A 23,764-nucleotide genomic window follows, 5' to 3' on the forward strand; every position below is an offset into this window, starting at 1 on the left:
TGGCGATCCCCGGGAACATGCTCAGCCTGGTGACCGAGACGGTTGACCCGAACACCTCGGGCTGGCTCAGCAAGCTCAACTGCTCGATCAGCAAGGGCACCGGCGGCCGGTCGGGCGACGGGACACTGCGCCTGTCCTCGACCGCCGCCGGGGAGATGCAGGCCCGGACCGCAGCCTCCTACCCGGTCATCGCCGGGAAGGAGTACCAGACGTTCGCGGATGCCTCGGGTGCCACCGTGCCCGAGCGCATCGGCCTGCGCTGGCTGACCGCGGCGAACGCGGAGATCAGCATCACGTGGTCGTTGTCCACGGTGACGGCGTCCGCGACGTGGCACCGGATTTCTGTGGCCGGGGTGGCGCCGGCCACGGCCACGCAAGTGCAGGTCGTGGTGTCCGCGACTCCCGCGGGCGGCGGCGTCATCAACCACTTCGAGAACGTCTACCTGGGCTTGCCGATCCGCACCGTGGGCAACCTCCTCACCTCCAACGCGGAGACGATCGAGAGCTCTGCCCTGCGGTGGGTCGCCGAGACGAACTGCGTACTGTCGCGGCAGGCGCCGATGGTGTCATGGCCGGTAGACAACTACAGCGCAGGCGGCCACGTCCTTGGGCTGACGGTCACAGCGAACGGGAACGCTTCGGCCAAGATCACGGAGAAGCCGGTGTCCAGCGCGGGCACCGAGTACATCGGGTACGCCTACCTAAGCCCGCCGACGTCCGGGTCCACGGTGTGGGTAGAGCTGCGGTTCTACACCGCGGCGGACGTCCTCCTCACCGCGACCCGCTCCAACCTTGCGGCCCCGGGCACCGGCTACTACCAGCAGCGCGTGTCCGCGGTCGCCCCCGCGACGACCGCCTACGCGACGCTCGCCGTCGGCATCACCACCGCCACGGCCGCGCAGATCATGCGCATCGACGGCGCCGTCATCGCGATCGCACCGGTCATCCGCGAGGGAAGCATCCTGCCCTACGCTGACGCGTCGTTCGAGCGGGACGCCGCCACCTGGACGGCGGCCTCCGGCGTGGCAACGCTCGCCCGGTCCAGCCCATGGGGCGCATACGCCATGGACGGCGCATACGCCCTCACGGTCACCTCGGCCACGGCGACGACCAGCGTCATCCGCTCCGCGAAGTTCCCCGCTGGTGTGGCCGCCGGCAAGACCTTTCGGCTGCAGATTAACGAGCAGGTCACCGCAGGCGGCTGGACGCTGACCCGGGCGATCCGCTGGTACTCAGCTCTGAATGCCGACCTGGGAGTTACAGCCGGATCGGCTGCCGCCGCCCCGACCCCGGGCTGGTGGCAGCTCACCAACTCCTTCACCGCACCCGCGGGCGCCACGCAGGCCGCCGTGGAGCTGACACTGACCGCGACGGCTGTCTCCTCGGTCATGCGCCTGGACCAGATTGCGATCTGGGAGTCGCTGCCCCTGATCCAAGCGGTGCCCGACAACACCAACGCGGCAATCGTGCTCACCCTCCGGGAGATGGTGATCGGCTACCTGATCAGCGTCTGGCGAGTCCTGCCCGACGGAACCCGGACGCTGGTCCGCGGCCCGGACGGGCTGATCTCCAACCGGGTCCTGACCGCTGACCAGCTCGTCATCGAAGACTACGAGGCGCCGCTCGGCGTGAACGTGTCGTACTACGTGGAGATCGTCGCCACGCTGGGAGATGTGCCGGAGACGCGGACGTCCGACACCGTGCAGATTGCGGTTGGAGACGACCCCGACTTTGTGTGGCTGAAGGACCCGGGCAGGCCGCAGCGCAACCTGAAGCTGCGGATGATGGAGGCTCCGGACTGGTCCCGGCCGATCCAGCAGGCCGAGTACCGGGTGCGGGGCCGCCGCAACGGTGTCGAACGCTCGGACGTGCGCGGGGGCCTTGAGGGGACCATCGCGGTCTACACGCAGACCGACACGGAACGCGCCGACCTGCACCGCATTCTCGACTCCGGATCGGTCCTGCTGTGGCAGGCCGCGCCCGGGTACGGCGTCGACGACATGTACGTCAGCGTCGCTGCGGCCGGGGAGGGACGCATCAGCGCGGATGCAACCGAGCCGTGGCGGTCCTGGCAGCTCCCGGCCCGGCAGCGGGACATGCCCGTCGCCGTCGGCGTTGAGGGCTCGGCCGGCCGCACCTGGCAGGACATCCTCTCCGAGCACGCCACGTGGGGCGACGTCCTCGCGCGGTACGCCACGTGGGAAGACCTCCTGTTCAACCGGCCGATCGGGGGGTGAGCGGTGTATCCGGTGTCCGCACGGTTCCTCCAGGCGATCGCAGAGTCCCACCGGTCCGTCGTTCAGGTGGTGCTGTACCGCACGAACGGCTCGGTGGAGACGCTGGAGATCACCGGCGGCAGCGTGTCCGTGGACCGCAAAGCGGCCGCGCGTCGCACCTGCACCGTCACTCTCGACGATCCTGCGCTCATCCCGCGCACCGAGGCCGACAAGATTTCGGTGTATGGGGCGCGGCTGCGGATCACCGTCGGCATCCAGTACCAGGACGGCGCCCAGGAGGTTGTCCCCGTCGGCCTGTTCCGTGTGGACGAGGTCAGCGGGGACGTCGACGAGGGACCCGCGACCATCACCGGCAAGAGCCTGGAAGCGCTGGTCAGCGACGACCGGTTCACCGAGCCCTACCGGGCCATGGGCACCGCGGTCAGTGCGATCACCGCGCTCATTCAGCGGTCCATCCCCACGGCGACGCTCATCTCGACGTCCGTCGTCGACACGGCGATCGGCGCCCGGACCTGGGACACCGGCGGGGACCCGTGGGCGGCGATCACCGAGATCGCCCAGGTTGTCGGCGCCGAAGTGTATGCCGACCCCGACGGGATTTTCGTCCTCGAGGAGCTGCCCGACGTCCTGGTCGCGGACCCGGTGTGGACGGTCCGGACCGGAGAGGGCGGCGCCTACATCAAGGCCGACCGAGGCATGAGCAGCGCCGGCGTCCACAACGGGGTCATGGCCCGCGGCGAGAACACCGAGGCGGGCACAGCCCCGGTGGCGGCCCTGGTCGTCGACTCCGATCCGGGCAGTCCCACGTTCTGGGACGGGCCGTTCGGCCACCGCCCGGACCCCAATGTGGTGTCCTCTCCGATGCTGGTCACCGAAGTCCAGTGCGTCGCCGCGGCAACCCTGCGGCTGCGGGCCGCCCGCGCCGCGAACGCATCGGCTGACCTGTCCGCTCTGCCGAATCCCGCCCTGGCTCCGGGGGATGTCCTGCGAGTCGTGTACGAGGACGACACCGCGGAGCTCCATCAGGTCAGCTCCTTCACGGTGCCGCTGGACGTGGGCGGCGACTTCACCATTCGCACGATCGCCGCGAAGGAGGACACGTGACGGCGCAGCGGCAGGTCACTGCCGACCTCGCACAGGCCCTGTACGGGCAGGTCCGGCAGGCCGCCGACCAGTCTTCCGACATTCGGGGCGCGGACTGGCGCCTGGGCGTCGTCGACAGCGTGTCCGCGGCTGGCACGATCACTACCGCGGATGGGATCGTCGCCCGCCGGATGGAGTCGTATCCGGCCCCGGTCGCAGGCGACATCGTGGTCCTGACCGTCTCGGGTATTGGCAGCTGGCTGGCGGCGGGCCGGTTGCTCAGCTCGGCGACGACGGACGAGTGGACGACCTTGACACCGGGCTCGGGGTGGAGCCTCGGTCACACTGACCCGCCTGCGGCGGGTCGGCGGCGGGCTGACGGAATGGTCGAGCTCCGGGGAAAGGTCCGGATGAGCTCGGGTGCGCCACCCCTAGCCATGATCACCGGCCTGCCTGCTTTCCTCACCCCGCCCGTGGACCGGGACTTCATTGCAAACACGTCCTACGGGATCATCGCGCTCCGCGCGCAGCCCGACGGGACGATCATCAACGGTCCGCGGCTCAACCCGCCGGCAGCGAGCGCCTGGGTGTCCCTCGACAGTCTTTCGTACTCACTCTGAGGAGGCCTCGTGGCCACCGATCCATACGGCCAGGGCATCCAACTGGCGACCCTCGCCGACGCGCCCAACGCGGAAGCTCTCGCGGCGGCCCTGGCTGGGGTTGCCGGGCTGACCCCGCGCACCGTGATGCGGTTCGCCTCGGCGGCCGCCCGGGCCGCGACGCTGACCAGTCCGGTCGCGGGCATGGTGGCCTGGCTGACCGCGGAGAAGCTCCTCACCTACTACGACGGCACGCAGTGGATCATCCAGAACCCGAGCCTGTTCGCCTACGCGGCGGCCACGCAGATCCTGAATCACAACGTCGCGGTGACGATCAACCTGGATACGACGGTCGTTGACGACACTGGCTCGTTCAACGCGGTCGGCAAGTACTGGACGGTCCCGTACACGGGGAAGTACAGGCTGGTGGGGATGGTGTCCTGGGACAGCAACGCGACCGGGTGGCGGTCCTGCTGGCTCACCGCGAACAACGTGATGATCGTCGGTTCGCAGGCTGGCGCCCAGGGCGTGGCCGTCGGCGCCACGCAGGAGCGGTCCGTGATGGCGACGCTCACCGCGGGGCAGCAGATCCGCCTGATCGCCACCCAGCAGTCCGGCGGAAACCTCGCTACCGCCATCAGCGCCTCGGTCGCCGCATCGCTGGAAGCGACGTTCCTGCACGCCTGACCTCACCTACTGCCCCGGCCGTCTGGCTGGGGCCTTTGCATGCCCGGAGGCCACTCATGTCCAAGCAGCCGTCCGTTGGACGGATCGTGCACTACGTCAGCTACGGGAGTCCGGGAGGTGAGTACCGCTCGCAGTGCCGGGCCGCGATCATCACGGAAATGCCGGACTCCGGCGACACCGTCGCCCTGGCCGTCTTCAGCCCCACCGGCATGCACTTCGACCGCGCGGTCCTGCACGTCGAGGGCGAGCACGCAGGCGGCTCCTGGCACTGGCCGGAGCGTGCCTCATGACCAAGACCGGACCCCAGAAGTACCCGCCCGCTTCCCTGGCGTTCTGGCACCAGAGGGCGTTCCCCGGGACCCCGATGGAGTCGAACGTCGGCGTCCTCCACACCACGGAGGGCCGCACCGTCCCCGACTACCGCGGCGGCCGGGACGCCCCCAACCTCACCGCGCTCCCCGACATCCCCAACCGGAAGCTGCGCTGGTACCAGCACTACGACTTCGACACCTCCAGCCGCGCCCTCATGAACCTCGCCGGCGGCGTCGAGACGAACACCGCGAACGCCGTGCAGGTCGAACTCGTCGGGACCTGCGACGAACGGCGCGCGGTCACCTGGGACGGCAAGCGAGCCGGAACTGACTACATCTTCTGGCCCGACGCCCCGGACTGGCTCCTCGCCGAGCTCGCCCTGTTCGTCCGCTGGGCGCACGAGCAACACGGCGTCCGCCTCTCCTCGACGGTGTCGTGGAAGGCATACAAGAAGGGACAGGTCGGCGGCTCCTACGGCAAGGGCAACGGCGTCCGCCTGTCCTTCGACGAGTGGGGCGACTACTACGGCTGGCTGGGCCACCAGCACGTCCCCGAGAACGACCACGGCGACCCCGGCGACATCGACTTCGCCCGCGTTCTGGACCTCGCCCGCAACGGCCCGCCGAAGACCCCACCGCCGGTGCGGCCTCCCACGCTGCCCCCCAAGCCTGCCCCCCGACGCCGTCGGCCGGGCGCCCTTCGAGCGATAGGACTCTGATCATGAGCACCCCCACCCCTCTCCCCACCATCGAAATGCCTCCCGGCTTCATCGTCATCAAGGGCCCGGACTCCGCCATTTACGGGTCGTGGCTGGGGACTGGCTACGTCCGCAAGCTCACCGCCAAGGAGTACGAGGCCCTGGGCTCGCCGAAGTGGCGCGCAGCCGATCAGGCCGAGGCTGACGAGCTCGCCGCCCTCCACCGCGCCCTCCACGCCTAGTCAGGAGCTCTACATGCGCATCTACGGCAGAGAGCCTGTCGTCGTCCTCAACACGCTCAGTGCCGTCCTCGGCCTGGTCGTCACCCTCGGCGTCACTGGCCTCACCGACGTGCAGGCCGGGGCAATCGTCGGCGGGACCACCGCAGTCCTGGGCGCCATCGCCGCCGTGAAGACCCGCCCGATCGCCCCGCAGGCGTTCACCGCGGTCGTCACCTCCGGCGCCGTGCTGGTCGGCACGTTCGGCTACGACGTCAGCCAGGCCACCACCGGCGCCATCAACGGCGTCGTCCTGGCCACGCTGACCCTCCTCACCCGCGCCCAGGTCTCCCCGGCCCCGCCGAAAGACCCTGCCGGGCCGCTCCCCCCGGGGGTCACTGATCAGCGCCTGGGGCGCTGACGTTGCCCGATCCCACTCAAGGGGGCGTCTTGGACGGCATCTTCGGCTTCACCCCGGCAGACCTCGGTGTGTCCGGACTGCTCGTCATGGTCGTCCTGCTCATCCTCTTCGGCCGCCTGGTGCCCCGTTCCACCCTCCTCGACATGAAGGAGGAGCGGGACACCTGGCGGGCCGCGCACACGGAGTCCGAGGCGGCCAGGCAGGCCGAGCGCGAGCAGGTTACGGAGCTGTTGGAGCTGTCCCGGACCGCCGGCCATGTACTGACGGCGTTGCCCCGACCGCGGGAGGTGGACGCGGGTGCTGACCTGGCTGAAGCGTCTGATCGGCAGGGGTAAGCCCTCGGAGGGCCAGCGCGATGCCGGGGGCGCGCTGGCCCGGGCGCAGCGCGCCCGCGTCCTCGCCGAGGCCCGCAGGCCGGAGGTCGAGGACGCGGTACGCGTGCTGAGGACAGCGCGTAGGCAGAACCACTTCGCCGAGCGCATCGCCGAGGCTATGAGAGGAGGCGCATGATGCCCGTGCTGGGCCTGGACCAGTGGATCAACGTGTCGGCGTCCGCGGTCGCCGTCCTCACCTGCGCCGTTTTCGCCGCGGTCTACAGCTGGAAGGCTCCGTGGTGGCGCAGCGGCATAGGCCGCAACCTTGTCGGGTTCGCGGGCGCCGTCGGTGGCCTGTGCCTGTACACCGTCCTGATCACCCTCTGGCCGACCGGGTGCACAGCGGCCGTCCTGCGAGGCATCAGGACGGCGCTGCTGCTGTCCATCGCGGCGCTGATGATCCAGCGCACGGTGCTGGTGATCCAGGCCCAGCGCGCGGCCCGGGCGGAGGATCAAGATGGATGAGCCGCGACGAATGCAACCCCACATCAACCTCCGGCTCGCCGATGCGGCCGTGCTGGTCGCGATGGGCGTCCTAGAAGAGCAGCCCGTACCGCCGACCCCGGATCCGCCCGCGGAACCCCAGCCGCCCGCAGGGGAGTCCGGGCCGGCCGAGCAGGCAGCACTGAAGGTGGCGCTGGGCGCGGCGATCGTCGAGGCCGGGCTGATCCCGGACGCCGAGGACCAGGCCGCGGTCGCCGCGGTCGCGAAGCTGGATCCGGCGACCGCGGCCACGGTGATGCGCTGGGTGAAACGGAAGAAGAAGGACCCGCCGATCATCAAGCTGGGAGGGTGACATGGCGCTGCCGACGCGGGTCGTGCACCAGACGTACACCAACCCGGCCACCGGCGAGCCGGCCGAGGGCAGGGTCATCCTCACGCCGATTCCCGAGGTGTGGACCGACGCGAACGGCGAGGTCATCTACCCGGGCGGCGGCACGTTCGTCCTTGACGACACGGGCAGCTGGTCGCAGGCCCTCGGCCGGACCGACGCGCCCGGGGTGGAGCCCGCGGAGGGCAGGTACTGGCACTACGAGGAGCGCCTGAAGGGCCACCTGCAGGCCCGCGAGCGCGTGTTCGCGCTGCCCGCGGGCGACGGGCAGCCGATCAGCATCTCGAAGCTCGTCGCGGCCGATCCGGGCGCGGTCGAGTACACGCCGATCGTCGGCCCGGCCGGGCCCCCGGGAGCTCCCGGGGCGCCTGGAGCGAAAGGCGATACCGGGGCGGCGGGGCCGAAGGGAGACACCGGAGCGGCTGGCGCCGCCGGGGCCGCGGGAGCTTCGGGGGCGAAGGGCGACACGGGAGACCAGGGCCCCCAGGGCCTGCAAGGGGTCAAGGGCGACACGGGCGACCCCGGGCCGCAGGGGATCCAGGGGGCGAAAGGCGATACCGGCACGGCAGGCGCCGCAGGGGCGGCCGGGCCGCCGGGGCCGGTCGCGACCGCGTGGCGGCGCCGGGACCTCCCCGACATGTCCGCCGTCGAGAGCCTTTACTCGGGGGCGGCGCCCACCATCGGCGTGGCGCAGGGCTCGACACCGTCCGTCGGGTACGTCATCCACCGGCCGGCCGGGGTGGCCTTGGGCGGCGGCGAGTTCACCGGACCTTTCACCTACCTCGGCGCCTCCAACTTTCAGATCGGCGTGGGGACGCCGGACTCCACGTACGTCCTGCCTACGTCCCGATACCCGAACTCGCGCGGGACCCTCGCGAGCAGCCAGTCCGGCTGGTCCCTGGAGTTCGGGTGCGACGCACCGACCCTGCAAGTCCGGTTCAACTGGCAGTCAGGCGGCGCCTACCGGCTGTGGATCAACGGCCGTCGAGTGACCGAGACGATGCAGTCCCTCGGCGGGACCACGCCGGGCAACACCCACCTAATGACGATCGGGTTCGGCAGCGCCGAGCCCAGAACGATCCGCATCGACTGGCACAACACGCCGTTCGGCGGGGTGTACGTCCCCCCGACCGCATGCCTGTGGTCATCGGGCACCCGCACCGACCGCCTGATCGTGTTCGGCGACAGCATCCCCGGCGGCAGCACCATGAACACCGGCGGCGGAAGCGGCACCTGGGTCTCCCGGGTGGCCCTCGCACTCGGCTCCAACGACGTGTGGAACCAAGCATTGGGCGGCACTGGCTACATCTCCGCAGGCACCAGCCCCGTCTACGCCACGCTCGGGGACCGCCTGGCCGCGGACGTCGTCGCCCGTGCACCGCAGCGGCTGATCGTATGGGCGGGCTACAACGACAACGCCGGATCCCAGGGCGCGATCAGCACGGCCGCGGCCGCCCTGTACGCGGCCATCAAGGCCGGGCTCCCGGCCTGCGACGTGTACATACTTGGCTGCTGGGCTCCCACCGGCAGCCCCGGCGCCTCGATCCAGAACACGGACAACACGCTCCGCCTCGCCGCGGCGGCGGCCGGCTTCCCTTTCGTCTCGCCTCTCACCGGCGCGATCTACAACGCGGCCGGGACCCTGGTGGCCACACACGGCGCCTTCATCACCGGCACCGGCAAGGTCGGCGCCACGACCGGCGTCGGCAACGCGGACACGGCCATCGGTACGGACGGCATCCACCCCACCGACGTCGGTCACGCCCTCCTCGGCCGCCGGATCACCGCCGCCATCCGCGAACTGATGCCCGCGTGAGCTACGGCGCCAGCTCCTTCTTCACCTGCGCGACGTCCGGGCCTGAGTCGGTCTTCGGGATCGTCCACCGGTGCGCGGTGCCCTCACCGTCGGTGTAGATGAGCGTTCCCCCGGTCTGCGCTGTGGTCAGGTCGAACACGGCGGAGTCGAGGAGGTGCGTGCCAGGCTGTACGGTCCGGCCCGCGTTGAAGGAGTCGGAGACGACGTTGGATGCCTCGCCGTTGCCTTGCTCGATGGCGAGCCCGTCCGGGGCGACCCAGGTCCAGCCGCCCCCGTCGATCGGCGCGGCCTGGTCCGCGGCCACTGCGGTCGTGGCGCGCGCCTTGTACGTGATGAACGCGAACGTGTCCTTCGCTGGCTTGCTGCCGACTGACGCCGGGATGTAGACGACGGTGGCGGGGGTGATCTCCAGGCGTCCAGCTCCGCCGGCGCCGACGGTTTCCGTGGGCTGGCCCAGCTGGAGCGTGGCCGGAGCCGCGGCCGGGCTTGAGGCGGCAGGCTGACTTGCCGCGGGCGGCACAGCGTCGGCCGGCTTGTCCGCGCTCTTCGGGTTGCTGTTCGAGCACGCGGTGAGGGCGATTGCCGCGACGGCGAGGACGGTGGTGATACGGACGCGCATGACGGTTCCTCCGAATGGTGAGGGGTGGAACCGTAGCCGGACTCCCAGAAGGCCACCGGCCAGTTGCTAAACTGAGACCCTGCTGCACAACGTGACGCCCCCTCCTGGCTTCGTGCCGGGAGGGGGCGCTTTCGTGCGTCCGGCCGCCGACTACGATCCCGGGCCATGGCCCTCTACGAGATCTACTACGCGATCATCCCGCCCGGCGTCGGCCCCGATGACTACGAGTCGGGAGACTTGGAGCACCGTACGGACACGCTGGAGCTGGCGGACCCGGAGCCGGTGGACATCATGGCGTCCGGGCACCTTCTCACCTACGGGCCGCACGTGCCCGACATTCAGGACGCACTCGCGGCCACCCTTCCGGCTGGCTCACACGTCGTCGTCCTCAAGGTCAGTCTCAAGAAGGTGTGAGACGACGCTCCGCATCCTCCAGGCGCCCGCGGTAGTAGGCGTAGTCCCTCGGGTACCCGGCCAGCTGCGGCAGCCCGGACCGGAAACCGTCGGCTGCGTCCTGCCAGTGCTGGCACGCGGCTGCTGCGGACGCGGCTTCCAGCTGGGCGCGGACCGGGTCGAGCCAGTACAGCCAGCCCGGCCGATCCTCCTCGTCGGGTACCTGCGCGGCCAGCCGTACCGCCTCGTCGGACAGGCGGCGTGCCCGGTCACGGTCGCCGAGTGCGGCTGCCGCCATCGCCTCCTGGTGCGCGGTCGCTGAGGCTGCTGCGGGGGACGGGTTGCCGGTCCGGCCGGCCTGCGCTGTGCGTTCCGCTCGCCGCGGGTCGCCGTGCTGCAGCGCGTAGTACGACCGGACCCGGTGGACCCAGGCCACCATGTCCTGCTGGCCGCCGTCGACGGCCCAGCCGAGGGCGACGTCCAGCCATGCCAGGGCCACCCCGGTACGGCCCTGGCTGTGGGCTACCCAGGACAGCCAGTGCGCGTGCTCTGCGGCGAGGAGCATCAGCTGGTCGGACGCCGCGCCGGTCGTGCCGGGGATCAGGCGGGTGACGGAGTCGAGTTGCGCTCGGACGGCCGGCCATAGGTCGCGGCCGCCGACCTCGTCTTCGGCGCGCCGGTGCTTGGCGAGTACCTGCCCGATCCATGCGGCGGTGCGCAGGTCGGTTCGGCCGGTGGCGTGCCCGTGGGCGATGCGTTCCCTCAGTTCGGGGGGCGGGCCCCAGTCCTCCTGGCGGGAAACGGGCAGGCCGGTCAGTTCGGGGGGCACGGCGAGTCCTTCGGTGAGGCGACCGATGAGGTCCGCCGAGGTGACGCGGCGGCGGCCGGACTCGATCGCGGAAATGTGAGGTTGAGGCAGTCCTATGACCCTCTCGAGGCCGCTCTGGCTGAGCCCGGCTGCTGCTCGGTACTCGCGGAAGATTTCCGCCCAGTCCTGCCGCACCCAGGCCGCCCGTAGTCGCGGCGATGTCCAGACTTCCCGACCCGTCATGTCTGCACGATACGACGGCCCATACACACTGTGTATCGGTTCTGCTGGCGTCGCCGGGGAGTGTGGTTGCACCACCCGCTGACGATGCTAGGGAGCACACCGGCATGAGCGCCGAACCCCAAGGCCCGGCGGCGGGCATCCCCGTCGCCCTCGCCGTCCACTGCCAGGACGTACCGCTGCCGAGCGTGAAGGACCTTTCCCGGGAGCAGGCCGCGGGGCGCGCGTGCACTGCCTGCGGGAATTCGCTGCCGGTCGGCGCGATCCCGCGCGGGTCGATTTACACCACGCATGGCGCTCGGGTCGTCGTGTACGAGGTGTGGTCCTGCCCGCCCCCGCCGGCGCCCGGCGGTTCGGCATGACGACGTACACGACCGGGCGGTGGCCGGATGTGCCTCGCTGGTGTCAGGGCTGTGGCGCTGAGGCACTCCCTATCGGGGGCCCTGAGGGCGGTGCGATCCTCCATCGGTATGACTGCGATGTGCGTCGGCCGGAAGAGCCGGTGGAGCAGTGAGTGAGCTGAAAAAGCAGCTCATCATCATCGCGTCGGTGTTCCTTGTCGCCACGTCGCTGGCCTTCGCCGCGATCATGGGCGGCCCATGAAGCCCCCCCGCCTTGGGCGCCCCGCGCATCTCCCCTTCCGGAGCGCCCGGGGCGGGCCCTACTCCCTGACTAGGTCCGCAAGCTGAACGCCCGTTGAGTGGGCAATTCGGAGGAGGACGGTGAGAGTCGGGTCTGAGGTTCCGTACTCGATCCGAAGGATCGTCTTGTTGTCTACTCCTGCGAGCTCGCCCAGGACTTCTTGGGTGAGCCGCGCCCGTTTGCGGGCCCGGCGTACGCGCACTCCGATCGCCCGGCGGCGGGCGAGAACCCAGTCGGGTGGTGGATCGGTAGGCACCCGTCGACCTTGGAACGATCTTCACGGATTGTCCTTACCTGGTCAGGTAAATCTACGAATCCCGTGGGCATACCAACCATCCGACCGAAAACCATTGCGTCAGTGGCTCGAACCAACCATGCTCCTGACAGAGCGCACCGAACGACAACCCAGGGTGATGCACAGTGCACGAATTGCCGGACTCCTCCGCTCGTCGCGCGCGCCTGTCTCCGCCTCAGCGGGGCCGGGTCGAGCGGGTAAGGAGATCCCTCGCGGTTGCCCGGGTCACCGACCTCGCTACGCTGCGCGAGGCCGATCTCATCACGCTGGTGGAGAACCTCCGCGCGCGCCTTGATGACGCGGTGCTGATCATCGACGAGACCACCGAGTAAGGGGAGCGCGCATAACCTATGTGCTGCCGAATATTGTCGGGCGACGTGCACCACGCGTATGTGGCCGAGCCCCGCATACCCAGCACGGCGCGGCTGTTCCAGCTCACGTGTTCGCCGGTGCACAACTCCATCCACACGGCGGTGAAGCTGGGGTTCCGGCTGGGCTGGTCGCGGCTGGGCCGGTGGCTGGGGCGCGGTTTCTCCCGGCACGGCAGGACGGGCCGGCCGCCGGTGGCCTGGCGGCGTACGGGCGGTCCGTGGTTCGGCAATCAGCTGATGACGCTGGCGTTGTCCGGGAGGACGGCGCGGCTGCGGCTGGACCAGGCGCACAGGGGCCGCAAGGGTGCCCGGCTGGTGACGGTGCTGGACCGGGAGCTGACCGGGGCGGAGACGGCGTAGACATGGCGGGCCGGGGGGACGGTGCGGTGGCCGGCGCGGGTCGCTGCCGCGGCGGGCGGGGTACGGGAGGGCGATGCGGCCCGCGGCACCCGCGCGGCCGGGTGCCTCGCGGCCGGGTGCTGAGGGACCGGGAGCCGAGGGACCGGGAGTCGTCCCGCACGGTGCCGTGGGACCGCGCGTCGCACGGCCGGGAGCCGTGGGGCGGCCCCGGGCGTCCGTGCGGTGGGCGCCCGGCGTACCCTGTGGGGCTGTCAAGCCGCTCCTGCCGCTCCCCCGCGACGTCGCGGCGCTTCATGCCGCTGCACGTCAACCGGACTGGGGAGTCCCGCCTTGTTTGAGACTCTGGGGTCGCTGACCGCGAGCCCATGGATCTACGCCGTGGTGGCGGTGTCCGTCGTGCTCGACGTCTTCCTGCCGGTCCTCCCGAGCGGGGTGCTGGTGATCACCGCCGCGGCGGCGGCCGCGGCAGCCGGTGCGGCGGGTCCGGTACCGGTGACCGCTCAGGTGCCCGACATCCTGGCCCTGCTCGTGATCGCCACGACCTCGTCGGTGCTGGGCGACATGGCGGCGTTCCGGCTGGCCCGGCGTGGCGGGGCCCGGCTGGACCGGGCCATCGCCCGGTCCCGGCGGCTGACCCGGGCGCACGAGCGCCTGGGCACGGCACTGGCCCGGGGCGGCGGCGCCCTGGTGGTGATCGCCCGCTTCGCTCCGGCGGGCCGGTCGGTGGTGTCGCTGGGCGCGGGGAAGACGCACCGCAAGGTGATGGAGTTCCTGCCCTGGTCGGTCCTGGCGGGCATGGCCTGGGCCGGTTACAGCGTGTCGCTCGGCTACTTCGGCACGCAGTGGCTCGGTACCCAGTGGCTCGGTACCGCCGTCTCCCTCGTCGCCCTGTTCGCCGGCGGCGCCCTCGCCGCGTACCTCGTGCGCCGCCCGTATCCGGCGAGGACCGCGGCGGCCCCTGCGGCGTAGCGGAACCCCGCACGGCTCGTTCGGGTGAACCGGTTCCCCCGCGCGGAGCAACGGCTCACCCGTTCACCCGGCCCCGATCGCCGCCCCGGGGCCCGGCTCCTAGCGTGCAGAGCACGGTGCGCAACCGAATCCGCGTCACACCCGTGCCCTGGCCGCGCCGTTTCGAGGAGCCGAGGAGTTCTCTCCATGCCCGCCACGCCGCACGCCACGCCGCAGTCCGAGCCCGCCCCGCACTCCGGGCACGCCGGCTGCTCCGCCCCTTCCACCCCGCGCCGTCTGCTGGCGCTCGCAGCCGTGACGCTCGCCGTGGCCGCCGCGACGCCCGCCACCCTCGCCTACGCCGCTCCCTCCGCCAGCGTCTCCCCGAGCACGGTCGTCGCGGGCGCCCGGGTCGGGCTCAACGTCGAAGGCTGCGGTACCAAGACCGGCCGGGCCACGTCCACCGCCTTCGGCGAGGTGCAGCTGACCCCGGGCAATCTGGAGGCCACGAACCTGTTCGGCAGCGCCACCGTCCACCGCGACGCCGGCGCGGGCACCCACCGGGTCACCTTCGAGTGCGGCGGGGCCGGCGGCCAGCGCGTCACCGCCAACCTCTACGTCACCACGGGCGCCGCGCGCGGTGGCGAGGGCGGGAGCATCGGCTCGATGAGCCCGGCGCAGATCGCCGTGGGCGGCGCCCTGGCCGTGGGCGCACTCGGCGCCGGTGTATGGGTGATCCGCCGCCGAGCCTCCGCGGTCTGACGGCCGTCGTCCCGTGCGCCCCGGGAGCGCAACCGCCCCGGGGCGCACGGTCACGCCGGCAGCGATGCGCGGTGGCACGATCACACGGTCCCGCGAGCGGTCACACGGCGGCGGCGGTCTGCCCCCGTACGTGCACCCCGTCCAGCAGTTCCTGCGTGGCCTCGGCGACCGCGTCCACGGCCGCGTCGAACACCTCACGGTTGTGCGCGGCCGGCGCGCGGAACCCGGACACCTTGCGTACGTACTGGAGCGCTGCGGCGCGGATCTCCTCCTCGGTGGCCTTCTCGGGGATGGCGGGCGGGCGCAGGGTCTTAATGGAACGGCACATGCCTCCACTATCCCGCTACCGCGGCAGCTCGGCCCCGGAAAGTTTCAGGATCAGGCCGGCCTGGAGCCGGGCGCGCAGTTCCGGGTCGGCGACCTCGTCGAGGAGGCCGATGGCCTGCTGGGTCGACTCGGCCGCCCGCCGGTCGTCGCGCAGTGCGGTCGTCTGTTCGGTCATGTGCTTGAGCGCGAGGTCGGCCCGGCGGTGGAAGAGCTGTCCGGCGAGCGTGGTGACCAGGCCCACGGAACTGGTGACGATCCCCAGGTAGAGCTCGCCGCCGCTCTCGGCCTTCCACACCGCCAGCCCCACCCCGAACAGCAGGACCGCCGCTCCGGCCGCGGCGAAGCTCTGGCTGGTGGCGAAGCTGCTGCGGGCCTGGGTCAGCCCGTACGCGTAGTACTCGACGAGGAGGGGCGTGAAGTCGTCCCGCCGGTCGCCCAGTTGCGCCGAGGGGCGCGGCAGGCCGCCCACGTCACGGAATTTGGGGTGGTCCGGTCCGATGGCGGGCGTCTCGGCGTCGGGAGCGGTGAGCTGCGCGAGCAGCCGGTCCCGTTCCTCGGTCCGTCTCCGCTCGAAGGAGGCCCCCGCGGCCCGTTCCAGCAGCACCAGCACCACCCCGGCCGCGACCACCGCCACGGCCACCCCGCCCCACGCGAGCCAGTCGCCCATCTCCCGACGATCCCACGCGCGGGCCGCGCGGCCAAGGCCCGTGCCGGGTGATGCCCGGTGGGCTTCCGGCGGCGCTGATGCGGGTGTGACGGGTGGAATCTAAACTGGCGGGGTCGTGAAGGATCCCGAGGTGAGGGAGATGCGCATCATGGCCAAGCGAGGCAACAAGCGGCGCGCCCGCAAGAAGAAGAAGGCCAACCACGGCAAGCGCCCCAACGCCTGACCACCCCCTGACACGAAGGCCCCCACGCACACCCGAAGGGGGCCTTCGCGCCGGGCGGACGTCGTCTTGTGGCGGCGCGATCCTGCTGCTCCCATGGTCTCGGGACGACATGTCAGGGGGCGGCGTGGGCGGGCTGAGGGTCTCTCGTTGGCGGAAGTCCGGTCACGACCGGCTGTACGTGAACCTGCCCGGCGGAGCCGCCGTCGCCTGGGCCGACTGCCGCAGCGGCAAGGTGACCGTACTCGTCGAGGAGCACCGCCAGGAGGCACTGGCCCTCCTCAGGCAACAGCTCGCGAACCTGCCCGGCCCCACGGACGCCCGACCCGAACCTGCGCCGGAGGCCAAGCCCGTACGCCCGAAACCGGCGAGGAAGCTCCCACCCTTGAGGCCGCCCGACGACCTGGCGCTCAACCGGCCGGGCTCCGGGATCCGGGAGATGCTCCGCTCGAAGGGGCCGAGCCGCGTACGACGGGCCCTGGACCGGGTGTTGGGGCGGGAGAGCGAGTGGGACCCCTGGTTCAAGGGGCTGGCCGGCGAACGCATCGCGGGCGCCGAACTCGACCGACTGACGGCCCGGGGATGGAAGGTCCTGCACTCGATCCCCCTGACCCGCGGCGGCGACATCGACCACCTGCTCATCGGCCCGGGAGGGGTCTTCACGGTCAACACCAAGTACCTCCGGGGGAAGTCGGTGTGGATCGGCGACGACACGGTCAAGGTCGACCACGGCCCCCCGCACCCGTACCCGGCCCGGAGCCGCGCCGAGGCCAGGCACGCCCGCGGCGTCCTGGAACGGCACTGCCCCTTCCCGGTGGAGGTGGAGCCGGTCCTCGTGTTCGTGGGCGTACGCAACCTCCCCGCGACGGCGACGGCCCCGCCCCGGGTCCGCATATACGGGGAGCGCGACGTCGCGGCCCTCGGCCCGCTCACCGGCCGCCTCACTCCGGAACAGATCGACCACGTCTACGCGGCAGCCCGCCACCGCCGAACCTGGCTCACCCCCTGACCCATAAACCCCGCCCACCCGGGAGTTCACCAGGGGCAGCCGGGGTGCGGACCATTCCCCTCCGTTTCGGCCCGCGCCCCCTAGACCGGGTGGACAGTGAGAGGCGGAACGCGAAGGAGCCGGCCCGCACAGACAGCGCGCCCGGCGCCTCCCACGGGCAGGCGCCCGCGCAGCGGATCACCACCGGTCCGTCCCGGTGCCGTCGGCATCGGTCAGACATGCAGAAGGCCCCCAACCATGATCGGTTGGGGGCCTTTTCGCTGGTGGGCGCGGACGGTTTCGAACCGCCGACATCCGCTTTGTAAGAGCGGCGCTCTACCCCTGAGCTACGCACCCTGGAACGAGTGGACAGCCTACATGGCGGGCACACCCCCCACGCAAACCCGTTCCGGTGGGGGAGAATGGACCGGGGCAAGGCGGACGCGGTACGGGAGAGGGATTGTGACGACGGCATCCCGGCGTTGGTTCGGTGGGCGGGACGAGAGTCGGCGGGCGGATGCGCAGGCGGCGAAGGATGCCGCCGCCGCGGCCTTCTACGAGCTGGACACCGCGCAGCGGGACCTGCGGATCTCGGTGGAGACGATCGCCGCTGCGGACGGTTCGCCCGCCGCGCGGCAGGCCGGCGAGGGGTTCGCCGCGCTCGGGCGGCGGATCGACGAGGTCAGCCACCTGTACATCGAGGCGGTCGACGCGCACGACCTGGACCGGCCCGAGCTGGAGGCCTCCGCCGCCGCGCAGGCGACCCGGGACCTGACCCGGGCCCGCGAGGAGCTCGAAAGGGTCAAGGCGGAGCTCGACCGGTACGAGCAGGGGCTGCGGCCGCTGCTGGACAAGGCGGAGACGCAGCTGGCGCGGGTGGCCCCGGCCCGGGAGCGGGCCAAGGCGGCGCTGCTCGCGGCGAGTGACGCGCTGGACGCCGTACGGGCCAAGGGCATGCGGGCGGACGATCTGGCGGCGCGGCTCGCGGCGCTGGGGCCCGAGCTGACGATGCTGAACCAGGGGGCCGCGCTCCACGGGGTGCAGGAGACGGTGCAGCGCGCCGACCGGATCCTCCGGGACGCGGAGGGCGTGCGCGCGGAGGCGGCCCGGTTGCCGGAGCGGGCCGCGGAGATCGACCGGCGGCTGGTGAGCCTGCGGACGCGGGCGCAGGCGCTCCGCAACCGGGCGGACCGGGTGGACCCGGTGCTCAGCGAGTTGCGCCGCCGGTTCAGCGCGGCGTGCTGGCAGGACCTCCAGCAGGTGCCGGACCAAGCGGTACGGGACGTGGCGCAGGCGGAGGACCGGCTGGCGGACGCCGGGCGGGCGCGCGACGAGCAGCGCTGGACGGACGTGGGGGCCTCGATCGAGGCGGTCCGGGCGTCGCTCGACGCGGTGGACGAGGCGGTGTCGGCGGCGCAGGACCGGCTGACGCTGCTGGAGGCGGTGGCGCGCGATCCGCGGGCGGAGGTGGACCGGACCCGGTTCGCGATCCGGGACGCGCAGCGGCTGGCGATGGCGGGCCGGAGCGTGCCCGATCCCCGGCACGCGCGGCCGCTCGACGAGTCGGTGGCACGGGTGGAGCGGGCGGTGGCGGGGCTGGAGGAACGGCACCCGGACTACTGGGCGTTCCTCCAGGAGATGGAGGCGGTGCGCTCCTCGGTGAACCGGGTGGTTTCCGAGATACGGGAGGGCCTCGGGCACGGCTAGCCCGCCCGACGGGCCGACGGGCCGACGGGCCGACGGCCCACCTCCGCGCATCGCCCAGTCCCGCCCCGCCCGTGCCACCCCGCCCCTGCCCCGCGATTCCTCCGAGGTTGTCCGCTGCCTCCCGGCGGCGGATGCTGGGAGGGACGTACGCCCGAGGCAGAGGAGGGCGGTATGGCTACCCACGCCGCGGCGCGCATGCGCAAGCCGATCGGTGCCCGGCTCGACGAGCAGCTGCCGGTCGACCACAAGCTGAGCAAGGTGTACCGGGTGGGGGCCGGGCTGACCGGCCTCCTGCTCGTGGTGTTCGGGGTCCTGGGGCTGATCGACCGGATCGGGTTCTTCGACACCGGCGGGGACACGGTCCTCACGCTGAACACGAACGGGGCGTTGAGCGTCCTGTCCATCCTCGTCGGGCTGCTGCTGCTGTACGGGATGTACGTGGGCGGGAACTTCGCCTCGACGCTGAACATCGTGCTGGGGCTGCTGTTCATCGCGAGCGGGTTCATCAACCTCGCGCTGCTCGACACCGGGTTGAACTTCCTGGCGTTCCGGATCCCGAACGTCCTGTTCAGCTTCGTCGTCGGCGTGATGCTGATGTGGTTCGGGATGTACGGGCGGGTGGGCAGCGCCCTGCCGCACGACAATCCGTACTGGCAGGCCCGTCACCCCGAGGAGGCCGCCCGGGAGCAGCGGGCGCGCGCGGGCCGGGGATCCGCAGCGGCGGTGTCCGCGGTGTCGCACCGGCCGGGGATACCCGTACGGGGTCCCGAGGCTTAGCCTGTGCGCATGCCCCGTTACGAGTTCCGCTGCCGGACCTGCGAAGACACCTTCGAGGTCAGCCGGCCCATGGCCGAGTCGTCCGCGCCCGCCGACTGCCCCGCCGGGCACTCCGACACCGTCAAGCTGCTCTCGGCCGTCGCCGTGGGCGGTTCCAGCAGCGCCGGCGCTCCGGCCATGAGTGCGGGAGGCGGCGGCGGTGGCGGCTGCTGCGGGGGCGGCGGCTGCGGCTGAGCCCCCGGAGCCGCGCGCGGATCGGCGTACCGCCTCACCTGCGTGTCCCGTGGAGGTGGCCGTCCCGGTCCGGGACGGCCACCTCCCCCGCGCGCCTGCTCCGGGCCGCTACCGCTTGCGCGACAGCGTCAGGCCGTCCGAGATCGCCAGCAGCACGGAGTCCATGCGCGGGTCCGCCGCGACGTGGTCGTTGTAGGCGCGGACGCCGGCCGCCGCGCCGGTGGTTCCCTCGTCGAGGACCGTGCCGTGGTAGAGCGTGTTGTCCGTGACGATCAGGCCGCCCGGACGCAGCCGCGGCACGAGCTCCTCCCAGTACGCGATCTGGCTCTGCTTGTCCGCGTCCACGTACGCCAGGTCGATGTGCTCGCCCGTCGGCATGGCCCGCAGGGTGTCGAGCGCCGGGGCGATCCGCAGGTCGATGCGGTCGGCGACCCCGGCCGCCTCCCAGGCCTCCCGGCCGTACCGCGTCCACTCCTCCGACACGTCGCAGGCGATGATGCGGCCGTCGGCGGGCAGCGCCTGGGCCATCGACAGCGCCGAGAAGCCGGTGAAGGTGCCGATCTCGACGATGTGCCGGGCGCCCGTCAGCCGGACCAGGAAGGCGAGCAGCGGCCCCTGTTCCTCCGCCGACTGCATGCCGGCGACGTCGGGGAACTTCTCGTACGTCGTGGCCACGAGCCCCCGCTGGACGGCGTCCAGCGGGGGGTTGTGCGCGAGCACGTACCGGTAGAGATCGTCAGTGATCTTGGTGCTGTTTCCCTTGGTCATGCACCCAGTCTGCCGACCCGCCCGGCTTCGCGGGTGAACGCCCGTACGATCGCCTCGCCCGCGAGCACGCCGGCCTCGGCCAGGGCCGTCACGGACGGTGCCTCCCAGCCCGCGTCGGCCAGCTCCCCGTGGCCCGGGCGCCAGCCCCGGTCGGCCGCGAGCAGCAGGTCGGCGTCCAGGAGCGAGTCCCCGGCGGCGAGCGTGGTGGTGGCGCCCGTACGGCGGGCCACCTCGTGCATCGCCGCGCTCTTGGTCAGCGGGCGGGGCACGGCGTAGATCTTGCGGCCCTGGAGCGACACGGTCCAGCCGCGGGCGGCCGACCACTCCGCCAGGGACTTCAGCCACTCGTCGGGGACCAGCGCGCGCTCGACGACGAGGTACGCGAACAGCTCCTCGGCCACCCGCGTCTTGCGCAGCCACGCCGGGTCGGCCGTGGCCTGCAGGTGCGCGTGGACCTCGTCGAGCGGGGCGCACTCCGCGGCCAGCCGGGCCGCGACCTGTCGCCGCCAGTCGCGGTCCGGTACCCCGTCGACCAGCAGCTGGCCGCCGTTGGCGCAGATCGCGTACTGGGCCGGGCGGCCGGGGAAGCGGATGCGCTGGTACTGCTTGCGGGTGCGGGTGGTCGTCGGCACGAAGACCACCGACGGGTCGACCGTCAGCTCCGTCAGCAGACCCGCCGCCGTCTCCGTCATGTAGGACAGCGGCTTGCTCTCGTGGACCTCCACGCACAGCAGCCGGGGGGCCACCGGGTCGGGCATGGTCAGACCGAGGGCGGCCGCCGAGTAGATGAGCGTGCGGTCGAGGTCACTGGCTATCAGGAGGGTCACTTCGAGGACACTGCCTTCCCGTCGGCGCCCGTGGCGCCGCGCGTGAAACGGGGGTGGATGAGTCCGACGCAGGTGTAGGGCAGGCCGTCGACCTCTTCCACCGGTACGCCGCGCTGCTCGGCGAGCAGCCGTACGTGGTCCAGGTCGGGTCCGGCGCCGCGCTGGGCGAGGATCTTCCACGGCACCCGGCGCAGCAGGACCCGGGTGGTCTCGCCGACGCCCGGCTTGACCAGGTTCACGTCGTGGATGCCGTACTCCTCGCTGATCCGCTCGACCGCCGCCCAGCCCTCCCAGGTGGGGGTCCGGTCGGCGGCGAGGAGTTCCTTGACCTCCTCGTCGACGGCGTCGGCCACCTCGTCGAAACGGGCGGCGACGGTGTCGACGAAGTCGACGGAGACGTCGGCTCCGGCGAGCTCCCGGTAGAACTTCCCGCCGTGGAAATCGGCGGGGCCCACCAGGTCGGACCTGAGAACCGTACGCGAGATGAGACCGGAAACGGTGGAATTGAGACAGGCGGAGGGGATCAGGAAGTCCTCGCGGGTGCCGTACGTCTCCACGCAGGAGCCGGGGTCGGCGAGGACGACGATCTCGGGATTGAAGCCCTCGAACTCCGCCAGGGCCTCGCGCAGCTCGCGGGTGATGGCGCCCTTGCCCGTCCAGCCGTCGACGAAGACGACGTCGGCCGGGTCGTGGTGGGCGGCGATCCAGCGCAGCGCGTTGGCGTCGATGCCGCGGCCGCGGACGATGGAGACGGCGTAGTGCGGCAGGTCCAGGCCGTGCCGGACCTGGGCCCAGCGGCGCATCAGCACGCCGACGGGGGTGCCGGCGCGGGCCAGGGAGACCAGGACCGGGGACGGGGAGCGCTCGGCGAGGACGGTCTCGGTGACCGTGCCGACGGCGCGGGCGATGCGGGCGGCGGAGTCGTCGAGGGCGCTCTGGTAGAGCTGCTGGTACTGCGGCGACGGCTGGTACTCGACGGGCAGGGACTCGGCGTAGTGGGCGCCGCCCGCCTGGATGGCCTCCTCGCGCTCCTCGGTCGGCGCCTCCAGCTCGACGTCGGAGAAGTCCTGGAGCAGCCAGCCGACGTCCTCGGGGGCGTAGGAGGAGAACGCGGGGCCGCGCAGGGGCTCGGACATGATCGGCTCCTGCCGGTCGGGTACGTACGAGGGCAGGACGGCCAGCAGGACCCGGCCGGTGTGCGGGGCGAGGGCCGCCAGGAGCCCCGACCGCAGGGCGGGGGTGTCCCCGGCGGAGTCGACGACGGCGACGACGGCGTCGAAACCGGTGCCGGCGGTGCTGCGCACGTTGTAGGCGTACCGGTCGCCCGGGCCGTCGGCCGGGGCGTCGTGGGCGGGGAAGACGAGGCGGGTGCGGATGGCGTAGCCGGGGTCGTCGACGGCGAGCACGGGTGAGCGGGTGGTCGTCGAGAAGCGGACCTCGCGGGCCGCCCCCGCGTCCTCCAGGGCCTTCGCGAGGCGCAGCGGCGCGTACATCAGCTCCTCGTTGCCGAGGACGAGGACCCGCCCGGGCTCCGTGCCGAGGGCGGCCGCGAGCTGTCCGGCGAGGGCGGGGAGGGCGGCCTCCAGCCGGGTGCGGTGCGCGGGGGTGAAGCCGTGGCGGCCGCCGTCCGGGACGCCGGCCGGCCAGTCCAGCGCGACCTGCTCCCAGGCCGGCCCGCGGGCGCCCGCGGGCTGCTCCGCGAAGGCGGCGTGCTGGCCGGAGGCTGCGTCCTGGCCGGAGGCTGCGTCCTGACGGGAGGCGGCCTGCTCCGCGGAAGCGGAGTGCTCCTCGTACTCCTCGACCAGGGCCTGGCCCCGGGCCAGGACCCCCTCGGGCAGCGACACCGTGCCGGAGGCCAGGGCGATCAGGTCCACGCGGGCGCCGAGCTCGGCGGCGAAGGCGGTGAGGCGGTCGCGGTCCGCCGGGGAACGCATGTCGACGAGGGCGACGACGACGTAGTGCCGACGGGGGTGGCGGGCGTGCAGGTCGCGGATGGTGTTCAGGACCGTGTTGCCGGTGGAGAACTCGTCGTCGACCAGGACCAGCGGCCCGCTGCCCGCGAGCAGCTCGGGGTCCTCGGGCAGCAGCAGGTGCGAGGTGGCGTGCGAGTGGGCCTCCTCGAACCCGCCGGCGGGCTCCACTCCGGGCACGGGCCGGCGGGTGGAGTGCAGGTAGGGGGCGGGGCCCAGGCCGTCGGCGACGCAGTGGCCGAGGCCGGTGGCGGTTTCGGCGTAGCCGAGGACCACGGCGGAGGCCGCCTCCTCGCCGAGCAGCGCGCGGACGCGCTCGCCGAGCCCGTACCCGGCGGCGTACACCGTCCGCGGTGACTGCGGGACGTGCTTGCCGAGCACCTGCGAGACCAGCAGGTGCGCCCGCTTGGGATTGCGCCGCAGCGCCAGGCCCAGCAGTTCGTCCAGCCGCGGTGCGCCGGCGCCCGGAGCCTCCCGCAGGCTCACGCCGAGCCGCTGGGCGACCCAGGTTCCCGACCAGACCTCGTCGACCTCGTCGATCGTCTTGCCCTTCCTCGTCGTCAAG

The 23,764-nt window shown here is 72.1% G+C and carries 31 protein-coding genes, 1 tRNA gene and 1 pseudogene; 24 read left to right on the forward strand and 9 right to left on the reverse strand.

Going from position 1 to position 23,764, the window contains the following annotated elements; genetic code table 11:
* The first annotated feature begins 29 nt into the window (after window positions 1–29).
* The 13 genes from ACZ6S8_RS21680 to ACZ6S8_RS21740 are packed head-to-tail and all read left to right on the forward strand — an operon-like array spanning window position 30 to window position 9,276.
* A complete protein-coding gene (locus ACZ6S8_RS21680; protein WP_469458087.1) occupies window positions 30–2,237 on the forward strand; it encodes a hypothetical protein in 2,208 nt (735 codons plus the stop codon).
* A 12-nt stretch (window positions 2,238–2,249) separates the two neighbouring features.
* The gene (locus ACZ6S8_RS21685) at window positions 2,250–3,341 is read left to right on the forward strand and encodes a DUF5047 domain-containing protein (RefSeq protein WP_469458089.1); all 1,092 of its coding nucleotides are present in this window, start codon (window positions 2,250–2,252) and stop codon (window positions 3,339–3,341) included.
* The gene (locus ACZ6S8_RS21690) at window positions 3,338–3,940 is read left to right on the forward strand and encodes a hypothetical protein (RefSeq protein ID WP_469458090.1); all 603 of its coding nucleotides are present in this window, start codon (window positions 3,338–3,340) and stop codon (window positions 3,938–3,940) included. Before ACZ6S8_RS21685 ends, ACZ6S8_RS21690 begins: the two co-directional genes overlap by 4 nt.
* A gap of 9 nt (window positions 3,941–3,949) precedes the next feature.
* Window positions 3,950–4,606 (forward strand): hypothetical protein, encoded by a 657-nt coding sequence (locus ACZ6S8_RS21695; protein ID WP_469458091.1) that lies wholly within the window; start codon window positions 3,950–3,952, stop codon window positions 4,604–4,606.
* Window positions 4,607–4,662: 56 nt separating this feature from the next.
* The gene (locus tag ACZ6S8_RS21700) at window positions 4,663–4,896 is read left to right on the forward strand and encodes a hypothetical protein (protein WP_469458093.1); all 234 of its coding nucleotides are present in this window, start codon (window positions 4,663–4,665) and stop codon (window positions 4,894–4,896) included.
* A complete protein-coding gene (locus ACZ6S8_RS21705) occupies window positions 4,893–5,636 on the forward strand; it encodes a hypothetical protein (RefSeq protein ID WP_469458095.1) in 744 nt (247 codons plus the stop codon). The genes ACZ6S8_RS21700 and ACZ6S8_RS21705 overlap by 4 nt, the downstream gene beginning before the upstream one ends.
* Window positions 5,637–5,638: 2 nt before the next feature.
* The gene (locus ACZ6S8_RS21710) at window positions 5,639–5,857 is read left to right on the forward strand and encodes a hypothetical protein (protein WP_469458097.1); all 219 of its coding nucleotides are present in this window, start codon (window positions 5,639–5,641) and stop codon (window positions 5,855–5,857) included.
* A gap of 13 nt (window positions 5,858–5,870) precedes the next feature.
* The gene (locus tag ACZ6S8_RS21715; RefSeq protein ID WP_469458098.1) at window positions 5,871–6,254 is read left to right on the forward strand and encodes a hypothetical protein; all 384 of its coding nucleotides are present in this window, start codon (window positions 5,871–5,873) and stop codon (window positions 6,252–6,254) included.
* A gap of 29 nt (window positions 6,255–6,283) precedes the next feature.
* Window positions 6,284–6,589 carry a hypothetical protein gene (locus ACZ6S8_RS21720; protein ID WP_469458100.1) on the forward strand — a complete coding sequence of 102 codons (306 nt, stop codon included), beginning with the start codon at window positions 6,284–6,286 and terminating at the stop codon, window positions 6,587–6,589.
* The gene (locus ACZ6S8_RS21725) at window positions 6,552–6,764 is read left to right on the forward strand and encodes a DUF7620 family protein (protein ID WP_469458102.1); all 213 of its coding nucleotides are present in this window, start codon (window positions 6,552–6,554) and stop codon (window positions 6,762–6,764) included. The genes ACZ6S8_RS21720 and ACZ6S8_RS21725 overlap by 38 nt, the downstream gene beginning before the upstream one ends.
* Complete coding sequence (locus ACZ6S8_RS21730; protein ID WP_469458104.1) at window positions 6,761–7,093, forward strand: putative phage holin; 333 nt, start codon at window positions 6,761–6,763, stop codon at window positions 7,091–7,093. The genes ACZ6S8_RS21725 and ACZ6S8_RS21730 overlap by 4 nt, the downstream gene beginning before the upstream one ends.
* A 10-nt stretch (window positions 7,094–7,103) precedes the next feature.
* Window positions 7,104–7,424, forward strand: a complete 321-nt coding sequence (locus tag ACZ6S8_RS21735; protein ID WP_469458107.1) for a hypothetical protein — start codon at window positions 7,104–7,106, stop codon at window positions 7,422–7,424.
* A 1-nt stretch (window position 7,425) separates the two neighbouring features.
* Complete coding sequence (locus ACZ6S8_RS21740; protein ID WP_469458109.1) at window positions 7,426–9,276, forward strand: SGNH/GDSL hydrolase family protein; 1,851 nt, start codon at window positions 7,426–7,428, stop codon at window positions 9,274–9,276.
* Between the two features lies 1 nt (window position 9,277).
* Here the strand turns inward: ACZ6S8_RS21740 and ACZ6S8_RS21745 are convergent, their stop codons facing one another.
* A complete protein-coding gene (locus ACZ6S8_RS21745) occupies window positions 9,278–9,895 on the reverse strand; it encodes a hypothetical protein (protein WP_469458111.1) in 618 nt (205 codons plus the stop codon).
* Between the two features lie 165 nt (window positions 9,896–10,060).
* Between ACZ6S8_RS21745 and ACZ6S8_RS21750 the strand changes: the two genes are divergently transcribed.
* Window positions 10,061–10,309 carry a hypothetical protein gene (locus tag ACZ6S8_RS21750; protein WP_469458113.1) on the forward strand — a complete coding sequence of 83 codons (249 nt, stop codon included), beginning with the start codon at window positions 10,061–10,063 and terminating at the stop codon, window positions 10,307–10,309.
* Here ACZ6S8_RS21750 and ACZ6S8_RS21755 read toward each other — a convergent pair.
* Window positions 10,296–11,339, reverse strand: a complete 1,044-nt coding sequence (locus ACZ6S8_RS21755) for a helix-turn-helix domain-containing protein (protein WP_469458115.1) — start codon at window positions 11,337–11,339, stop codon at window positions 10,296–10,298. The two genes, ACZ6S8_RS21750 and ACZ6S8_RS21755, sit on opposite strands and share 14 nt — an antisense overlap.
* Window positions 11,340–11,443: 104 nt before the next feature.
* Between ACZ6S8_RS21755 and ACZ6S8_RS21760 the strand changes: the two genes are divergently transcribed.
* Complete coding sequence (locus ACZ6S8_RS21760; protein WP_469458117.1) at window positions 11,444–11,698, forward strand: hypothetical protein; 255 nt, start codon at window positions 11,444–11,446, stop codon at window positions 11,696–11,698.
* A gap of 299 nt (window positions 11,699–11,997) precedes the next feature.
* Here the strand turns inward: ACZ6S8_RS21760 and ACZ6S8_RS21765 are convergent, their stop codons facing one another.
* Window positions 11,998–12,234 carry a helix-turn-helix transcriptional regulator gene (locus tag ACZ6S8_RS21765; protein WP_469458119.1) on the reverse strand — a complete coding sequence of 79 codons (237 nt, stop codon included), beginning with the start codon at window positions 12,232–12,234 and terminating at the stop codon, window positions 11,998–12,000.
* Between the two features lie 164 nt (window positions 12,235–12,398).
* Here ACZ6S8_RS21765 and ACZ6S8_RS21770 point away from each other — a divergent pair, with 164 nt between their 5' ends.
* The 4 genes and pseudogenes from ACZ6S8_RS21770 to ACZ6S8_RS21785 all read left to right on the forward strand — a co-directional run bounded on the left by ACZ6S8_RS21770 (window position 12,399) and on the right by ACZ6S8_RS21785 (window position 14,714).
* Complete coding sequence (locus ACZ6S8_RS21770; protein WP_469458121.1) at window positions 12,399–12,605, forward strand: hypothetical protein; 207 nt, start codon at window positions 12,399–12,401, stop codon at window positions 12,603–12,605.
* 30 nt (window positions 12,606–12,635) lie between these two features.
* Window positions 12,636–13,004 (forward strand): annotated as a pseudogene (locus ACZ6S8_RS21775) (alkaline phosphatase D family protein); the annotation flags it as partial.
* 330 nt (window positions 13,005–13,334) lie between these two features.
* Entirely contained in the window at window positions 13,335–13,973 is a 639-nt protein-coding gene (locus ACZ6S8_RS21780; protein WP_383915387.1) for a DedA family protein, read from the forward strand.
* A gap of 186 nt (window positions 13,974–14,159) precedes the next feature.
* The gene (locus tag ACZ6S8_RS21785) at window positions 14,160–14,714 is read left to right on the forward strand and encodes a hypothetical protein (RefSeq protein WP_469458123.1); all 555 of its coding nucleotides are present in this window, start codon (window positions 14,160–14,162) and stop codon (window positions 14,712–14,714) included.
* Between the two features lie 100 nt (window positions 14,715–14,814).
* On the opposite strand, the gene ACZ6S8_RS21790 is transcribed toward ACZ6S8_RS21785, so the two are convergent.
* Both ACZ6S8_RS21790 and ACZ6S8_RS21795 read right to left on the reverse strand, forming a co-directional pair.
* Entirely contained in the window at window positions 14,815–15,042 is a 228-nt protein-coding gene (locus ACZ6S8_RS21790) for a DUF2277 domain-containing protein (protein ID WP_469458126.1), read from the reverse strand.
* 15 nt (window positions 15,043–15,057) lie between these two features.
* Window positions 15,058–15,708: a TRADD-N-associated membrane domain-containing protein gene (locus ACZ6S8_RS21795; RefSeq protein WP_469458128.1), complete on the reverse strand. Its 651-nt coding sequence runs from the start codon at window positions 15,706–15,708 to the stop codon at window positions 15,058–15,060.
* A gap of 148 nt (window positions 15,709–15,856) precedes the next feature.
* On the opposite strand from ACZ6S8_RS21795, the gene ACZ6S8_RS21800 reads away from it, so the two are divergent.
* Both ACZ6S8_RS21800 and ACZ6S8_RS21805 read left to right on the forward strand, forming a co-directional pair.
* Window positions 15,857–15,931 carry a 50S ribosomal protein bL37 gene (locus ACZ6S8_RS21800; protein WP_100661309.1) on the forward strand — a complete coding sequence of 25 codons (75 nt, stop codon included), beginning with the start codon at window positions 15,857–15,859 and terminating at the stop codon, window positions 15,929–15,931.
* 124 nt (window positions 15,932–16,055) lie between these two features.
* On the forward strand, window positions 16,056–16,937 hold the full coding sequence (locus ACZ6S8_RS21805; RefSeq protein WP_469458130.1) for a nuclease-related domain-containing protein: 882 nt from the start codon (window positions 16,056–16,058) through the stop codon (window positions 16,935–16,937).
* Between the two features lie 261 nt (window positions 16,938–17,198).
* Here the strand turns inward: ACZ6S8_RS21805 and ACZ6S8_RS21810 are convergent.
* A tRNA-Val gene (locus ACZ6S8_RS21810) sits at window positions 17,199–17,273 on the reverse strand.
* 21 nt (window positions 17,274–17,294) lie between these two features.
* Between ACZ6S8_RS21810 and ACZ6S8_RS21815 the strand changes: the two genes are divergently transcribed.
* The 3 genes from ACZ6S8_RS21815 to ACZ6S8_RS21825 all read left to right on the forward strand — a co-directional run bounded on the left by ACZ6S8_RS21815 (window position 17,295) and on the right by ACZ6S8_RS21825 (window position 19,634).
* Entirely contained in the window at window positions 17,295–18,623 is a 1,329-nt protein-coding gene (locus ACZ6S8_RS21815; RefSeq protein ID WP_469458132.1) for a hypothetical protein, read from the forward strand.
* 171 nt (window positions 18,624–18,794) lie between these two features.
* A complete protein-coding gene (locus ACZ6S8_RS21820; protein ID WP_469458134.1) occupies window positions 18,795–19,400 on the forward strand; it encodes a DUF4383 domain-containing protein in 606 nt (201 codons plus the stop codon).
* A 9-nt stretch (window positions 19,401–19,409) separates the two neighbouring features.
* Window positions 19,410–19,634, forward strand: a complete 225-nt coding sequence (locus tag ACZ6S8_RS21825) for an FmdB family zinc ribbon protein (RefSeq protein WP_469458136.1) — start codon at window positions 19,410–19,412, stop codon at window positions 19,632–19,634.
* Between the two features lie 108 nt (window positions 19,635–19,742).
* Here ACZ6S8_RS21825 and ACZ6S8_RS21830 read toward each other — a convergent pair whose 3' ends face one another.
* The 3 genes from ACZ6S8_RS21830 to ACZ6S8_RS21840 are packed head-to-tail and all read right to left on the reverse strand — an operon-like array spanning window position 19,743 to window position 23,763.
* Entirely contained in the window at window positions 19,743–20,402 is a 660-nt protein-coding gene (locus ACZ6S8_RS21830; RefSeq protein ID WP_469458138.1) for an O-methyltransferase, read from the reverse strand.
* Window positions 20,399–21,229 carry an HAD family hydrolase gene (locus ACZ6S8_RS21835; RefSeq protein WP_469458141.1) on the reverse strand — a complete coding sequence of 277 codons (831 nt, stop codon included), beginning with the start codon at window positions 21,227–21,229 and terminating at the stop codon, window positions 20,399–20,401. Before ACZ6S8_RS21835 ends, ACZ6S8_RS21830 begins: the two co-directional genes overlap by 4 nt.
* The gene (locus ACZ6S8_RS21840; RefSeq protein ID WP_469458143.1) at window positions 21,226–23,763 is read right to left on the reverse strand and encodes a phosphoribosyltransferase; all 2,538 of its coding nucleotides are present in this window, start codon (window positions 23,761–23,763) and stop codon (window positions 21,226–21,228) included. The genes ACZ6S8_RS21835 and ACZ6S8_RS21840 overlap by 4 nt, the downstream gene beginning before the upstream one ends.
* Window position 23,764 lies beyond the last annotated feature (1 nt).

The sequence above is a fragment of the Streptomyces sp. NPDC048461 genome (assembly GCF_055587105.1).